13 protein-coding genes are annotated in these 14,906 nt (G+C 66.1%); 9 read left to right on the top strand and 4 right to left on the bottom strand.

The genetic code is table 11. The features are described 5' to 3' along the window. Nucleotides 1-11 precede the first annotated feature (11 nt). On the bottom strand, nt 12-950 hold the full coding sequence (locus LC060_RS01875; RefSeq protein ID WP_226632210.1) for a hypothetical protein: 939 nt from the start codon (nt 948-950) through the stop codon (nt 12-14). A 517-nt stretch (nt 951-1,467) separates the two neighbouring features. On the opposite strand from LC060_RS01875, the gene LC060_RS01870 reads away from it, so the two are divergent. Beyond that, nucleotides 1,468-1,794: a WYL domain-containing protein gene (locus LC060_RS01870; RefSeq protein ID WP_226632208.1), complete on the top strand. Its 327-nt coding sequence runs from the start codon at nt 1,468-1,470 to the stop codon at nt 1,792-1,794. 122 nt (nt 1,795-1,916) lie between these two features. On the opposite strand, the gene ppa is transcribed toward LC060_RS01870, so the two are convergent. After that, entirely contained in the window at nt 1,917-2,459 is a 543-nt protein-coding gene (ppa, locus tag LC060_RS01865) for an inorganic diphosphatase (RefSeq protein WP_226632207.1), read from the bottom strand. Nucleotides 2,460-2,657: 198 nt separating this feature from the next. Continuing rightward, a complete protein-coding gene (locus LC060_RS01860; protein ID WP_226632204.1) occupies nt 2,658-4,610 on the bottom strand; it encodes a M61 family metallopeptidase in 1,953 nt (650 codons plus the stop codon). Nucleotides 4,611-4,712: 102 nt separating this feature from the next. Here LC060_RS01860 and hisS point away from each other — a divergent pair, with 102 nt between their 5' ends. From hisS to LC060_RS01820, 8 genes are all read left to right on the top strand, one after another. Next, the gene (gene hisS / locus LC060_RS01855) at nt 4,713-5,957 is read left to right on the top strand and encodes a histidine--tRNA ligase (RefSeq protein ID WP_226632203.1); all 1,245 of its coding nucleotides are present in this window, start codon (nt 4,713-4,715) and stop codon (nt 5,955-5,957) included. A gap of 28 nt (nt 5,958-5,985) precedes the next feature. Further along, the gene (gene prfA, locus LC060_RS01850; RefSeq protein WP_226632201.1) at nt 5,986-7,056 is read left to right on the top strand and encodes a peptide chain release factor 1; all 1,071 of its coding nucleotides are present in this window, start codon (nt 5,986-5,988) and stop codon (nt 7,054-7,056) included. After that, nucleotides 7,049-7,897, top strand: a complete 849-nt coding sequence (gene prmC / locus LC060_RS01845; protein ID WP_226632199.1) for a peptide chain release factor N(5)-glutamine methyltransferase — start codon at nt 7,049-7,051, stop codon at nt 7,895-7,897. The genes prfA and prmC overlap by 8 nt, the downstream gene beginning before the upstream one ends. 244 nt (nt 7,898-8,141) lie before the next feature. Beyond that, a complete protein-coding gene (locus tag LC060_RS01840) occupies nt 8,142-9,005 on the top strand; it encodes a DUF4167 domain-containing protein (RefSeq protein WP_226632197.1) in 864 nt (287 codons plus the stop codon). 134 nt (nt 9,006-9,139) lie between these two features. After that, on the top strand, nt 9,140-10,816 hold the full coding sequence (lnt, locus tag LC060_RS01835; protein ID WP_226632195.1) for an apolipoprotein N-acyltransferase: 1,677 nt from the start codon (nt 9,140-9,142) through the stop codon (nt 10,814-10,816). A gap of 45 nt (nt 10,817-10,861) precedes the next feature. Continuing rightward, nucleotides 10,862-12,076: a methionine adenosyltransferase gene (gene metK / locus LC060_RS01830; protein ID WP_226632188.1), complete on the top strand. Its 1,215-nt coding sequence runs from the start codon at nt 10,862-10,864 to the stop codon at nt 12,074-12,076. 115 nt (nt 12,077-12,191) lie between these two features. After that, on the top strand, nt 12,192-13,211 hold the full coding sequence (locus LC060_RS01825) for a rhodanese-related sulfurtransferase (RefSeq protein ID WP_226632186.1): 1,020 nt from the start codon (nt 12,192-12,194) through the stop codon (nt 13,209-13,211). After that, complete coding sequence (locus LC060_RS01820; RefSeq protein ID WP_226632185.1) at nt 13,208-13,843, top strand: glutathione S-transferase; 636 nt, start codon at nt 13,208-13,210, stop codon at nt 13,841-13,843. Before LC060_RS01825 ends, LC060_RS01820 begins: the two co-directional genes overlap by 4 nt. Nucleotides 13,844-13,986: 143 nt before the next feature. On the opposite strand, the gene LC060_RS01815 is transcribed toward LC060_RS01820, so the two are convergent. Then, nucleotides 13,987-14,838 (bottom strand): sulfurtransferase, encoded by an 852-nt coding sequence (locus tag LC060_RS01815; protein ID WP_226632184.1) that lies wholly within the window; start codon nt 14,836-14,838, stop codon nt 13,987-13,989. Nucleotides 14,839-14,906 lie beyond the last annotated feature (68 nt).

Raw genomic sequence — 14,906 nt, 5'->3', positions numbered from 1 at the left:
GGGGCCCGGGATCAGCCTGTCATGAGCGCCTGGCCCAGTTGCCGCCGCGCGTTGGCAAGGTTGCCGCGGTCCCTGTCGAGCGCGGCGAGCACCAGCAGGTCCTCCACCCCTTCCAGGGGTTGCAGCAGCCAGAACTGGCGCCGGGTCGTGACGATCGCTTCCTCGAAGCGCTCGGCCAGGCCGCACTGGGCGATGACTTCGCGCTTGAGGCGGATGAGTTCGGCACCGCTGGCGGCGACGCCAGCCAAGTCGAAATCACCCGCGCAGGCCAACTCCGCGCCAACAGCGCCATCGGCGATATCGACAAGTGCAAGGCCGACCAGGCCGTCGATGTCGCGGCACGCGGTCAGCCCTTGCGCCAGACGCTGCGCCTCCGCACTCGGCACGTCAGTTAGCCTGGCCTCCGCCGCCTGGGCGGCGGCGTTGTCGTTCGAAGGCGCCGCAGTCGGCACTTCGTCAACGAGTTCGAGCTCCTCGGCCACGGTGGCGAAATCGGCCAATGGTTCGCTCTTGCTGCTGGTTACACCCCAGACGGTATCGACGTTCTGCCCATCGCTCGAGATCGGCAGCAGGATTCCGCGGTAGTGCACGTTCTCCTCCAGGCAATTGATGAAGGAGGCCTCGAAACCGACCGGCGCCCGGTTCGCGACGCACTGCAGGTAGGTGTCGGTAAAGCGCGAGAGCAGCGTCAGTCCCGGCACGTCAGGCAAGCGCTCGATACGCGTGCCCTGCCCGCAGTCCCGGCGCAGGTTGCTCCCGACGAAGGCGATGATGGGGTCCATCGCGTCCTCGGTCATCTGCAGGACCACGCTGTCCTCGTGGAACCCCTCGAGCGCGACCTCCTCCATGTCCTCCATGGTGGGAAACGGCTTGGCGTTGGCCACGCGCGCCCACTCCTGGTAGACCTGAATCTGCAAGCGACGCTCGGTATGGTCTTGGATCTCGGTCATGACTGGCCGGCACTTCATCTCCCGCTTCCGGCACCGTCCAGCACGGGCAGGCGAGAGCCGGGGACGGCTCGCGATTTCCTGCCATGTGGTGTCCCGTCCAAAAGCGATATCGGGTTCAAACATGACGCGAAGAAGATCCGCGAGATCACCAGGCAGCTCACCGCAACGCGGCCCCGCCTGCCGGACCAGATCCGGCCACGCTCGGGGTGAAACACCCCCCCGGGCATGTGCATCCCGCACCGATTCCTCGCTGCGTTGCCGCAGGGTATCGGGAATAATCTCTAAGGAGTCGTTAAGCAGATGCTTTAGAAGGCATTTACTTCCGTAATCGGAGTTATTTTTGCGGTAAATAAGTCACACAGACTGTATTCGTATACATTTACTGCGCACCTGCACAAATCCCGGCGACCACGTGCATACCGCGCACGCCGGGTATCGCAAACGGCATCACGCTTGCAGCCTTCGCAGCACCTTTCCCGCTTGTATCACAGGCCATACCTGCCCATTATGGCGCCCCATGCCGACCGCACCCCAGACCGACGCCACGAACGAGCGCAAGCTGATCGAGGCCATTGCCCTCAAGCGCCACATCCGCGCCGAGTACAACGGCACCGAAATGCTGCTTGCCCCGCACCGCCTGTTCAGCCGCCACGACGAGCTGTTCCTCAGCGCGTTCAACCCGAACAAGAACTGGCGCAGCGAGGAAGAACGGCGCCTCGGGCACTTCAAACTTGACGGACTTTCCAACCTCCAGGTGACCGAAGAGGTGTTTGAGCCCCTGCCCGACTTCGACCCGGCCCCGCCGCGCGAAAGCGACGAGGAAGTGTTCACCGTCACCGCCTGAGCGGCAACGGTCGCCGCCCGCCCCCTCTCCGCGCCTCACCTCTCCCCCAAATGCAAAGGGTCGACGACTTGCGCCGCCGACCCTCGTTCCACATGGGGGAGTGGACCTCGTAAAAGAGCGAATCAGGCCGTGGCCTTCGACTCTTCATAGCGTTCGATCGCTTCGAGCACGATCTGGCGCGCATCGGCTGCGCCGCCCCAGGTGCCCACGCGCACCCACTTTTCCTTTTCGAGGTCCTTGTAGTGCGTAAAGAAGTGCTCGATCTGGGCCAGCAGGATCTCGGGAAGATCTGCCTTTTCCTTTACGTCGATATAGTAAGGGAAAGTTGAATCGACCGGTACGCACAGCAGCTTTTCGTCGCCGCCATGCTCGTCCTCGAGGTTGAGCACCGCGATCGGACGCGCGCGCACGACGCAGCCCGGAATGAAGGGCGAGCGCGCGATGACCAGCGCGTCGAGCGGATCGCCGTCGGGCGAAAGCGTGTGCGGCACAAAACCGTAGTTCGCCGGGTAGCGCATCGGCGTGTGCAGGATGCGGTCGACGTAAAGAGCACCCGACTCCTTGTCGAACTCGTACTTCACGGGTTCACCGCCGACGGGAACCTCAATGACGACGTTGAGACTTTCCGGCGGATTGTCCCCAACGGGAATCATGTCGATGCGCATGGTCGTCCTTCTTCTTAGACACTTAACAAAGTATCGATAGTAATCTCAGTGGAACGCGGCTTAGCGGGGCACCGAGTGCGCCGCAACAACCTTGTATCCACACGAATGGATAGAGCGGGAGCCTAGAAGGCCCCCGCTCTTAACAATTGGCTTATATCTCTTGGAACCCGACCTTGGTCTAGGCCCCGACCTCACGCTTCAACGCGTGCGGGCGTCAAGCAGACGGTCAAAGCCGTTTTCCTTGCCCGGCGTGGTGCTTTCCAGCCACGGGAAGCGCAGACCTTCGTGGTAGTCGATCGCCACCGTCTCATAGTGATCGCCGCGCTTGACCAGAAGTTCGATCGGCTTGTCGGCCGCTGCGTTCCCGGTCTTGGCCGCAGTGATGGCCTTCTTGATCGTGTCGGCGCTGTAGCTCTCGCCGTTGACCGCCACGATCTGGCTGCCGTTGACAAGCCCGGCATCGAAGGCGGGCGAATCCCACAAGGTGGCCCCGACCGTGCCATCGGCGCTCAGCCCCACGCCCAGCGAATAGGTGAGGTTGAGCGAGTTGGAGTAGCCAGCGCGCCCCTTCTCGTAGGAGTTGGGCTCTTCCTTCCAGACCAGCTTGTACCCGGCCATCTCGATGCCGCGCATCGGTGCAGGCTGGTTGGTCTTGTAGAGACGGGTCTTGAGGAAGTCGGCCCAGTCGTAGGCGTAGACCCCGTTCAGCGTCTCGACCACTTCGTCAAAATCGTAAGTCAGTTCGCCCCAGTCGCCATCGCGCATGCCGAAGAAGGCCTTGGCGAAGTCATCGAGGCCCTTCTTGCCCTTGGTACCGCTGCGGATGATCTGGTCAGCTTCCAGCCAGGTGAGCGCGCCCTCGACATAATAGTCCTCGCTACGGGTGAGCGAGACGAACGGCAGCGGACGGCGACGCGCCAGCTGCGGCGCATGAGTGGTGTCCTCGACCGAGCGCCAGCTGCGCCCGGGCGTGCCCTCAAGGTACTTGGCCGCAGCCACCGCGAACTGGTCGATCACGGTCTGCTTAGACTGCACGCCCGACCGGGCGGCGAGGATATAGCCCCAGAACTGGGTCTGGCCTTCGTAGACCCACATCAGCGTATTCTGCATGGGCTGCTGGTAGTCGGGCGTCCACAGGTCGGCGGGACGACGGTACTTGCCGTTCCAGCTATGTACGAATTCGTGCGCGATCACGTTGTGATCCCAGTCCATCGCATCCCAGTCGATGAAGGCCTTGGGCTCGTACTGGTTCTCGCTCGAGCGGTGGTGCTCAAGCCCGATGCCGCCCATGCGGTCGGTCAGCGCGAGGAGGAAATCGTAGGTATCGAAGTGGCGGGCCCCGAAGGTCACCAGCGCCTCGTCGACGAGGTGGCGGTAGTATTCCATGTGCTCGGGCGCGATGCCCAGCAGCTCGGGCTTGTCGGCCACCGCGTTCATGGTGACCTCGTGACCCAGGTCCCAGCTCTGCGCGTACTTGCCCGCAAAGATCGGCGAATCGACGAGGCGCTGGTAGTCGGTCACGTCCCAGGTCAGCGTGTCGCCGCTGCGCACCTTGCCGTCGAGCGCGGTGAAGACATCCCAGCCCGCGGGCACCTTGACGGTTGCCTTGTAGGGAATGCGACGGGTGTAATAGCCTGCCGGGTAGAGGCTCATCTTCTCCCACTGCAGGTTCAGCATCTCGCGCGTCATGGTGATGCGCCCCTCGTTCCCACGCACGGGCGAGGTGTGAACGAAGCTGGCGGTCACCGCCTTGGTGCCTTCAGGCAGCGCGAGGTGGAAGGCGTTCACCGCCACCGTGTCGCGCACCCAGGGGATTTCCTTGCCATCGGCGTAGAAGTGGAAGTTCGCCAGCAGCGAGTAGGGACCGGTCTCGGAGTGGTTGCCCGGCAGCCAGCCCGGCTGCATCAGGATCAGGTCCTTCGTTCCGGCGGCAACCGGGAAGACCTGCGTGACCGAATAGACGCCGCGCGTTACATCGGTCGCGTCGATGTCGAGCGAGACGGTGCCGGCATAGTCGACATCCTGAGCCGCAGGCATCGCGGGCGGAAGATCCGGTGCCATCGGCGTGGAGCGGGCCGCGTCCTGGGCGTTGAGGGCCGAGGAGGCGAAAAGGAGAGCGGAGAGCGAGACGAGCGCGGTATGATACTTCATTACGCACACACCTACCCGCGCCGCGCGCCGATTGGCAACCTTGGATTGGCGCATTTCAATCGCGCACTTTATCCTTTTTCGCATTCGGGCTAAGCGCGCGCGATGAGCAAGACACCACAGGCCATTCGCGGAACCCAGGACATCTTCGGCGCCGACGCCGAAGCGTTCGCCCACGTCGTCGCAACCTTCGAGCGCATGCGCCGCCTGTACCGCTTCCACCGCGTGGAAATGCCGGTCTTCGAGAAGACCCCGGTGTTCGCCCGCTCGCTGGGCGAGACGACCGACGTCGTCTCCAAGGAAATGTACTCGTTCGACGACCGTGGCGGCGAATCGCTGACCCTGCGCCCCGAGTTCACCGCAGGCCTTGCCCGCGCCTACCTCACCAACGGGTGGAAGCAGTTCGCCCCGCTCAAGATCGCAACGCACGGCCCCCTCTTCCGCTACGAGCGCCCGCAGAAGGGCCGCTACCGCCAGTTCCACCAGATCGACGCCGAAGTGATCGGCGCGGCCGAACCCACGGTCGATGTCGAACTGCTCGTCATGGCGGACCAGCTCCTCAAGGAACTGGGCATCGCCGAGGGCGTCACGCTCCAGCTCAACACGCTGGGCGATGGCGAAAGCCGCGAGGCCTGGCGCACGGCTCTCATCGAATACTTCCGCGACCACCGCGCCGAACTGTCCGAGGATTCGCAGGAGCGTCTGGAGCGTAACCCCCTGCGCATCCTTGATTCCAAGGACCCGCGCGACAAGCCCTTCACCGCCGACGCGCCCCGGATCGACGAGTTCCTCTCCAGCTCGGCCCAGGATTTCTTCGGCGCGGTCACGCAAGGGCTTGAGGCCGCCTCGGTTCGCTTCGTGCGCACGCCCTCGCTCGTGCGCGGGCTCGACTACTACCGCCACACCGCCTTTGAATTCGTCACCGACCGCCTCGGCGCGCAGGGGACGGTGCTGGGCGGTGGACGCTACGACGGCCTGCTCGAAGCGCTGGGCGGCCCCGCCACCCCTGCGGTGGGCTGGGCTGCAGGCATCGAGCGCCTCGCCATGCTGGTCGCGGATGCAGGCCTCGTCCCCCAGAGCCAGCTCACCTGCGTGCTCGCGGTTGAGGATGACGCCGCCCTGCCCTTCGCGCAGAAGGCTATCACCGCGCTGCGCTTCCAGGGCATCGACTGCGAAATGATCGCCAGCGGCTCGCCCCGCAAGCGCTACGACAAGGCCGTGAAGGCCGGCGCCCGCGTGATCGTCTCCTTCACCGACCGGGACGGCGTGCCCACGGCGAACGTGAAAACCTCCGAGCCGAGCGCGGAATCGCTCGCGGTCGAGCAGGTTCTCCAGCAGATCCACCCGTGAGCCCCCGGCCACTCTTGAGCGAACGCGCATGAGCCTGTCCGACGATCGCCTGCGCCAGATCGCGCACCGCTTCGGCGAGCTTGAGGCGCGCCTGGCCTCGGGCACGCTGGAAGGGGACGCCTTTGTCGCCGCCAGCCGCGACTATGCCGAACTTGAACCCGTCGCGCGCGCCGCGGCCGAAGTCGCGGCCATGCGCGGCGAACTTTCCGATCTGCAGTCCATGGAGGACAGCGACCCCGAGATGCGCGCCCTTGCCGCCGAGGAAGTGGCGCGCCTCAAGGCGGAACTGCCCGAACGCGAGCGCCAGCTCGCCATTGCCATGCTGCCGCGCGATTCGGCCGACCAACGCCCCGCCATGCTGGAAATCCGCGCGGGCACGGGCGGCGACGAGGCCGCGCTCTTCGCCGCCGACCTCTACCGCATGTACGAGAAGTACGCCGCCGAGCAGGGCTGGCGGGTCGAGATGGTGAGCGCGAACGCCAGCGATGTCGGCGGCTTCAAGGAAGTCGTTGCCAACGTCACGGGCACGGGCGTCTTTGCCAAGCTCAAGTTCGAGAGCGGTGTGCACCGCGTGCAGCGCGTACCCGTCACCGAATCGGGCGGGCGCATCCACACTTCAGCGGCCACCGTCGCGGTCCTGCCCGAACCCACCGAGGTCGATGTCCAGATCGAGGACAAGGACCTCAAGATCGACATCTACCGCGCCAGCGGAGCGGGCGGCCAGCACGTCAACACGACCGATTCGGCCGTGCGCATCACCCACCTTCCGACCGATATCGTCGTCACCTGCCAGGACGAGCGCTCGCAGCACAAGAACAAGGCCAAGGCCATGCAGGTCCTGCGCGCGCGTCTCTACGAAAAGATGCGCGACGAGGCGCAAGGAGCCGAGGCCGAGGCGCGCAAGGCCATGGTGGGCTCGGGCGACCGTTCGGAGCGCATCCGCACCTACAACTTCCCACAGGGGCGCGTGACCGATCACCGCATCAACCTGACGCTCCACCGCCTGCCCGAAGTGCTGGAAGGCACAGGGCTTGGCGAGCTGATCGACGCACTCATCGCCGAGGACGAAGCCAAGCGCCTCGCCGCGATGGATGGCTGATGTCGCGGCCGCGCTGCGCGCGGCAACCGAGCGCCTGTCCGCCACCAGCGACACCGCCCGGCTCGACGCCGAAGTGCTCATGGCGCATGCCCTGAACGCCACGCGTTCGCAGCTGCTCCTGCACCACATGCGCGATCCCGAGCCTGAGAACTTTGCCCAGCTCATCGCGCGCCGGGAGGCCCATGAGCCGGTCGCCTATATCGTGGGCTCCACCGACTTCTACGGGCTCGAACTGGCTGTCTCGCCCGCTGTCCTGATCCCGCGCGGCGACAGCGAGACGGTGATCGAGGCCGCGCGCACCGCGCTCGAGGGTCGTCCCCCGCAGCGCATTCTCGACCTTGGCACCGGATCGGGCGCGCTGCTCATCGCCACGCTTTCCCTGTTTCCCGAGGCCGAAGGGCTCGGCATCGATCGCTCCGGCGATGCGCTTGCCGTCGCGGCGGCCAACGCCGCGCGCCACCCGCAAGCGGCCGGGGAGCGCGCGGCATTCCGCCCGGTCGACTGGACGCACGACGGCTGGCGCGCGGACCTGGGCCGCTTCGACCTCGTCCTTGCCAACCCGCCCTATGTCGAGGACGACGCCGAGCTCGACACCTCGGTCCATGCGTTCGAACCTGCAGGCGCGCTTTTCTCGGGTCCTGACGGACTCGATGATTACCGCATACTCGTGCCCCAGTTGCCCGAGCTGCTCACCCCGGGCGGCCTTGCGCTCGTCGAGATCGGCTACACCCAAGCCGAGGCCGTAATGGCCCTGGGGGAGGCGGTAAATCTTTCGACACGACTCTATCGAGATCTGGCAAATCGGCCGCGCGTCGTCGCATTTTCGCACGTTGTCCACTGATACGGGCAAGATTTAACTTGGAATCGCTCTTCGGAGTGCCTATGGATTGCTGCGAACCGGTTGATGGATGATTTTTCCCCATAACCCGGTTCACTCCCAGCATTTGCGGGTAGTGTCCCTCTCATCGGACAGCATTGAAGCAAATGTATAAGTCTCGGCAGCCGGGGGGCCCGCCGTGTCATGCGACATTCGGCAATCCAGCTCGTGATTGAGTGGATGCCAGGGGTTTTGAGGAAAGTTATCCTTGAATAACAATCGTGGTAACAACCGCAGGCGTGGCCGCGGTAACAATCGCCAACAGAACGGCCAGCAGATGAACCGCATCGACAGCCGGGCGCGCGGCAACGCGCCCCAGCTGCTCGAGAAGTACAAGAAGCTGGCCCACGACGCGATGCTCAACGGCGATCGCGTCCAGGAAGAGTACTACCATCAGTTCGCGGACCACTACTTCCGGGTGATCGCGGACCAGAAGCAGCGCCAGGAAGAGGCCCGCCAGCCGCGTCGCGACGATCGCGGCCAGGACGACGGCGATTCCTCGGACAGCTACGGCGACAACAGCCGCGACAGTGGCCGCGAGCGCTCGCGCGACAACCCGCGCCGCAGCGACACCTCCTCGAACGAGCCCCGCCCCAACACGGACGGATCGGACGCGTCGGACGACGGCGAAGAGCGAGGCCGCTCGGTCTACGAACCGGCCGACAACCCCTTCGTGCGCGACAACCGCTCGGGCACCAAGACCCGCAAGCCGCGCCGCGGCAAGGACGATGCCCGCGAGGACAGCGACGAGGCGGACACCGGCTTCGATTCGAGCGTGCTTCCGCCCGCGATCGCCGCGAGCAGTGACGAGAGCGATACGGCATCCGAGGCCCCTGCCGAGGACAAGCCTGCCAAGCGCACCCGCGCCAAGAAGGCCGCTCCGGCAGGCGACAAGCCCAAGACCACCCGCACCCGCAAGACGGCCGCCAAGAGCGCGCCCGACGCGGAAGGCGCTGGCGAAGCCGCCGGTGACGAGACCGGCGAGGCCAAGCCCCGTCCCCGCCGCCGCACCACCCGCAAGACCGCCTCGAACGACGATACGGCCTCCAGCGCCGCCGAAGCCGAGGCCTGATCCTTTCCCGGCCGGGCCCCGTGCCCGGCCGAACCCCTTTTTCCGCACAGGCTCTGCCTGCACGAACGCCTTGCGGCCTCATCCCGCGCGAGTTTGCTTGCGTCCCGGGCGTGCCCCACTAAAACCCCTCGCCGATGGCTTCCCCTCGGCACGACGCGTCCTCTCCACGACGCCTTCATGCGCTCTGGCGCTCCCCCCGCATTCCGGCCCTTGCCGCTGGCGCCGCAGCCGCCTGCGGCTTCCAGCCGCTCGCGCTCTGGCCCCTGACGCTCTTGGGCATCGCAGTTCTGCTGGAACTGGTGGTCCGCAGCCCCAGGCCCCGCGAAGCCTTTGCGCTGGGCTGGTTCTTCGGCCTCGGGCACTTCGCGCTCGGCAACAACTGGATCGCCACGGCCTTCACCTATCAGGCCAATATGCCCGCCTGGCTCGGCGGCATCGCGGTGGTCCTGCTCGCGACCTACCTCGCCCTGTTCCCGGCTCTTGCCTGCCTGACCGCACGCCTGCTCGTCCAGCGTCGCATCCCCGCGCCGCCACCCGAAACGGACACGCGCCCCTCGCTGCCCTTCCTCCCGCTGGCGCTCGCCTTCGCGGCGACCTGGATCGTGAGCGAATGGCTGCGCGGCTGGCTCTTCACCGGCTTTGCCTGGAACCCGCTTGGCATTGCCCTCCTGGGCTCGTTCAAGAGCCGCGGACTGGCGCTGCTCTCGCCGTGGATCGGCAGCTACGGCCTCTCCGGCCTGCTGTGCCTCCTGGCCGCCCTACCCGGCATCTTCATGCGGCTCGCCGCGCCGCGCGAAACAGTGGGACGCCTTGCCTGCGCCCTTCTTCCCCTCGCGATCCTGGGCGCGCTTGCCACCTTGCTCAGCCTCCCCGATCCCTGGGCGCACCGGGCGGAGGGCACGGTGCGCTACACCCTCGTCCAGCCCGATATCCGGCAGGAGTTCATCGACGATCCGCGCCAGTTCGAGGCCAGTTTCATCAAGCTTGCCCGGCTCTCGCTGCCGCAGGTTCCGGGCCGCCGCCGCATGGTCTTCTGGCCCGAGTCGGGCCTGGGGGACTACATCCGCGACGGTTATCCCCCCTACGTCTACCGCATGTTCACCTATGCCGGAGACCCGAAGCTCTCGCGCGAGCGTATCGGGCGCGTCATCGGCCCCTACAGCCGCCTGATGACCGGCGCGGTCGACCTGGTGATGAAGGGCGAGGACAACCTTGCCGCGCGAAATTCGGTCACCGTGCTCGACGGGGGCGGCGATATCCTCGCCAGCTATTCCAAGGCGCACCTGGTGCCCTTTGGCGAATACCTCCCCTTGCGCGGCCTGCTCGAGCCGATCGGTCTCTCCCGCCTCGTCCCCGGCACGCTCGATTTCTGGCCCGGTCCCGGCGCCCGCACACTGGACCTTGGCCGTTACGGCCGGGCGGGCGTGCAGATCTGCTACGAGATCGTCTTCTCAGGCGCCGTGGTCGACCCTGCGCACCGGCCCGACTACATCTTCAACCCGTCCAACGATGGCTGGTTCGGCGCCTGGGGGCCCCCGCAGCATCTGGCGCAGGCACGCCTGCGCGCGCTTGAGGAAGGCCTCCCGGTCCTGCGCGCAACTACCACCGGCATCAGCGCGGTGATCGACGCGGACGGGATCGTGCGCAAATTCGTGCCGCGCCACACTGCCGGACGGCTCGACGGTTTCATCCCGCCCGCCCACGAACCCACTCTTTTTGCGCGCCTGGGCAACGCCATCCCGCTTGCGCTGGCAGGCATTCTTTCGCTTCTTTCCCTTTCCATGGTTGCACTTCGCAGCCGTCGCAGGTAGAGCAGGAACCGCACTTAAAGATTTCTTTATATCCCAGGTGACTCTATGCGTAGCGACTATGTCTTCACATCCGAGAGCGTCTCGGAAGGCCATCCCGACAAGGTTTCGGACCAGATTTCGGACGCAATCGTCGACCTTTTCCTCTCGAAGGATCCCGAGGCGCGCGTCGCCTGCGAGACCATGACCACGACCCAGAAGGTCGTCCTCGCCGGCGAGATTCGCTGCAAGGGCGTCTATGAGAACGGCGCCTGGGCCGATGGCGCTCTCGAGGAAATCGAGAAGGTCGTGCGCGAGACCGTCAAGAAGATCGGGTACGAGCAGGACGGTTTCCACTGGGAGACCTTCGACTTCGAGAACTACCTCCACGCCCAGTCCGCGCACATCGCGCAGGGTGTCGATTCGAGCGGCAACAAGGACGAAGGCGCCGGCGACCAGGGCATCATGTTCGGCTTCGCCTGCGACGAGACCGACGACCTCATGCCCGCCACGCTCGACTACAGCCACAAGATCCTGCAGCAGCTCTCGGCCGACCGCCACTCGGGCGCCGCGCCCTTCCTGGAACCGGACGCCAAGAGCCAGGTCACGCTGCGCTACAAGGACGGCAAGCCCGTCGCCGCGACCGCAGTTGTCCTCTCGACCCAGCACAAGCCGGGTTATGACCAGGGCGAGAAGGAAGCCGAGCTCAAGGCCTACGTGAAGAAGGTCATCTCCGACATCCTGCCCGACGGCCTGATCTCGGACGAAACCGTCTACCACATCAACCCGACCGGCACCTTCGAGATCGGCGGCCCGGACGGCGATGCTGGCCTCACCGGCCGCAAGATCATCGTCGACACGTACGGCGGTGCGGCTCCGCACGGCGGCGGCGCCTTCTCGGGCAAGGACCCGACCAAGGTCGACCGTTCGGCCGCCTACGTGACGCGCTATCTTGCCAAGAACGTCGTGGCCGCGGGCCTTGCCAAGCGCTGCACGATCCAGGTTTCCTACGCGATCGGCGTCTCGAAGCCGCTCTCGCTCTATGTTGATCTGCACGGCACCGGCACCGTCTCCGAAGAGGCGCTGGAAGCGGCTCTCACCAAGGTTTCGGCCGACAAGCTCGGCGGTCTTACCCCGCGCGGCATCCGCGTGGGCCTAGGCCTCAACAAGCCGATCTACGCGACCTCGGCGGCCTATGGCCACTTCGGCCGCAAGCCCGAGGGCGAGCTGTTCCCCTGGGAGCGCACCGACCTCGTCGACGACCTGAAGGCCGCGCTCGCATAACGCCAGCCGCCTTCACGCGACACAATACTCGGCCCGGCGACCGCGTGCGGTTTGCCGGGCCTCGTGCATCTGGCCCCTCTTCGCGCGAGCCCCGCTTTGCGCTATGGGGCCGCGCATGACGAGCACTTCCGATCTTTCCCAGCGCGAGCATCCCACCGCCGCGCACAACGCGCCGGTCTGCGTCGCCGCGCTCTACCAGTTCGCGCCCTTTGCCGATCATGCCGCCCTGCGCGCACCGCTTGCCGCGCTGTGTGAGGAGGAGGGCATTCGCGGCACGTTGCTGCTCGCGCACGAAGGCATCAACGGCACCATCGCGGGCACGCGCTCGGGGATTGAGCGGGTCATCGCGCATGTCCGCGCGCTGCCGGGCTGCGCGGATCTCGACGTCAAGTTCTCGGGCGCACGCGAAATGCCGTTCCTGCGCATGAAGGTGCGCCTCAAGAACGAGATCGTGACCATGGGCGAGCCGGGCACCGATCCCCTCGCCACTGTCGGCACCTACGTGGCGCCCGAGGACTGGAACGATCTCATTTCCGATCCGGACACGATCCTGATCGACACGCGCAACGATTACGAAGTGGCGATCGGCACCTTCAAGGGCGCGATCGATCCCGAGACCGCTTCCTTCCGCGAATTTCCGGGCTGGTTTCGCGAACAGCGCGCCAAGCTCCTGGGCGAAGGCAAGGACGCACCGAAGGTCGCCATGTTCTGCACAGGCGGCATCCGCTGCGAAAAGTCCACCGCGTTCCTCAAGCAGGAGGGCGTGGACGAGGTCTACCACCTCAAGGGCGGCATCCTGAAATACCTGGAGACCGTCGCGCCCGAGAACAGCCTGTGGGAAGGCGAATGCTTCGTCTTCGACAACCGCGTCTCGGTCGGCCACGGGCTGCTGCAAGGCGACTACACGCTGTGCCACGCCTGCCGCCTTCCACTGAACGCTGAAGACCGCGCCTCCCCGCTGTTCGAGGAAGGCGTCGCCTGCCCGCACTGCCACGACGAGCGCACCGACGAGCAGCGCGAACGCTACCGCGAACGCCAGCGCCAGCAGCTTCTCGCCCGTGCGCGCGGGGAGGAACATGTCGGCGCCCCGCCGCCGGTCCGGAGCGAGGACACCGATACACCGGACGCGGCGTGACAAGCCCCGTCCCGCCCGTCCTCTACAGCTTCCGCCGCTGCCCCTATGCCATGCGCGCAAGGCTTGCGCTGCGCGTGGCGGGCATCGCCTGCGAACTGCGCGAGGTAAAACTGGCAAACAAGCCGGACGCGATGCTGGAGGCCTCGCCCAAGGGCACCGTGCCCGTGCTGGTTCTGCCCGATGGCAAAGTCATCGAAGAAAGCCTTGAGGTGATGCACTGGGCGCTCGAACGCAGCGATCCCGAAGGCTGGCTGGAACGCGGCGATGCCCAGCTCATCGCGCGCAACGACGGCCCCTTCAAGCACGACCTCGACCGCTACAAGTACCCCGAACGCCACGGCAGCGATGCGCTGGCCCACCGGCAGAGCGCGCTGGAAACCCTGCGCGATCTGGACGCGCGCATAGCGCCAGGCGGCCAACTGTGCGGGAAGACACGCGGCCTGGCCGACATGGCGATCATGCCCTTCATCCGCCAGTTCGCCGCGACTGACCGCGCCTGGTTCGACGCCCAGGACTTTCCCGCCCTTCGCGCCTGGCTCGACGGGCATCTGGCGTCCGAGCTCTTCACCTCGGTAATGACCAAGTACACGCCCTGGCAGCCGGGTGATGCGCCGGTGTGGTTCGGGGAATAGGTAAGAGGGATTAATCCGAGGGCCATCGCCCTCGGGCTCCCAAAAATGTCGACCTCACCTTGCGAGCGCTGCGTGGGCCGGGTGAGGTGAGGTCGCCCGTTTTGGGGTCAAGGGGCGATGGCCCCTTGAAAAGTCTTCCTCTCTTACGCGCCCGTCGCGATGGGACGCGCCGGATCGCTGGTCCACTCGCTCCACGATCCGATGTAGACGAAGGCGCCTGGAATTCCCGCGATCTCCATGGCGAGCGCATTCTGGCAGGCGGTCACGCCCGAACCGCACTGGAGGATCGCCGGGGCATCGCCCAGAAGCGCCTCGAAATCGGCCTTGAGTTCGGACGCCGGGCGGAAGGTGCCGTCGTCGTTGAGGTTGTTCTGGAAGAAGCGATTCTTCGCGCCCGGGATATGGCCCGAGACAACGTCGTTGGGGCTGGGCTCGCCGCGAAAGCGCGCCGGGTCGCGCGCGTCGAGGATCTGGGCGTCGTGCGCGTCGATGTTGGCCAGGACATCGTCCGCATCGACGGTCCCTGCCACCAGCGGCACGCCCACCGTAAAATCGCCCTCGGCCTGCACTTCGCCGGCCTTGCCGGTTTCCAGTTCGTGGCCCGCCGCGATCCAGGCGTCGCGCCCGCCGTCGAGGACCGCGACTTCGGCGTGGCCCATCCAGCGCAGCATCCACCAGGCCCGCGCCGCACCGGCATTGCCCATGCCGCCATAGGTCACGACCTGCTGGCCGTTGGAGAGCCCCTGCCCGCGCAGCCACGCGGCGAAGGCCTCGCGCGTGGGCAAGGGATGGCGCCCGTTGCTCCCGGACGGCGTTCCCGAGAGGTCATGCTCCAGATGCGCGTGGCGTGCGCCGGGCACATGGCCGGTCTCGAACACCGCCGGACCGTTCTGTGGATGGGCGAGATCGAACGCGCAATCGAGGATCAGGACATCGGCCTCGGCATCGAGCAAGGCCTTGAGTTCATCGGCGGAAATAAGTGTGCGGTGGGTCATTCCCGCAGGCTACCCGAGCCGGGAGCCTGCGGCCAGCGCGATTGCACGCACCGGCCACCAGCCGCCCG

It is taken from the genome of Novosphingobium profundi (genome assembly GCF_020524485.1).
In the GTDB taxonomy this organism is placed as follows: domain Bacteria; phylum Pseudomonadota; class Alphaproteobacteria; order Sphingomonadales; family Sphingomonadaceae; genus Novosphingobium; species Novosphingobium profundi_A.
Note: the sequence above shows the minus strand (reverse complement) of the source record. Positions and strands in the feature narration are given on the sequence as shown.

Coding starts and splice junctions, on each gene's coding strand:
- LC060_RS01875 (WP_226632210.1), bottom strand. CDS start 950: ATGACCGAGATCCAAGACCATACCGAGCGTCGCTTGCAGATTCAGGTC.
- LC060_RS01870 (WP_226632208.1), top strand. CDS start 1,468: ATGCCGACCGCACCCCAGACCGACGCCACGAACGAGCGCAAGCTGATC.
- ppa (WP_226632207.1), bottom strand. CDS start 2,459: ATGCGCATCGACATGATTCCCGTTGGGGACAATCCGCCGGAAAGTCTC.
- LC060_RS01860 (WP_226632204.1), bottom strand. CDS start 4,610: ATGAAGTATCATACCGCGCTCGTCTCGCTCTCCGCTCTCCTTTTCGCC.
- hisS (WP_226632203.1), top strand. CDS start 4,713: ATGAGCAAGACACCACAGGCCATTCGCGGAACCCAGGACATCTTCGGC.
- prfA (WP_226632201.1), top strand. CDS start 5,986: ATGAGCCTGTCCGACGATCGCCTGCGCCAGATCGCGCACCGCTTCGGC.
- prmC (WP_226632199.1), top strand. CDS start 7,049: ATGGCTGATGTCGCGGCCGCGCTGCGCGCGGCAACCGAGCGCCTGTCC.
- lnt (WP_226632195.1), top strand. CDS start 9,140: ATGGCTTCCCCTCGGCACGACGCGTCCTCTCCACGACGCCTTCATGCG.
- metK (WP_226632188.1), top strand. CDS start 10,862: ATGCGTAGCGACTATGTCTTCACATCCGAGAGCGTCTCGGAAGGCCAT.
- LC060_RS01825 (WP_226632186.1), top strand. CDS start 12,192: ATGACGAGCACTTCCGATCTTTCCCAGCGCGAGCATCCCACCGCCGCG.
- LC060_RS01815 (WP_226632184.1), bottom strand. CDS start 14,838: ATGACCCACCGCACACTTATTTCCGCCGATGAACTCAAGGCCTTGCTC.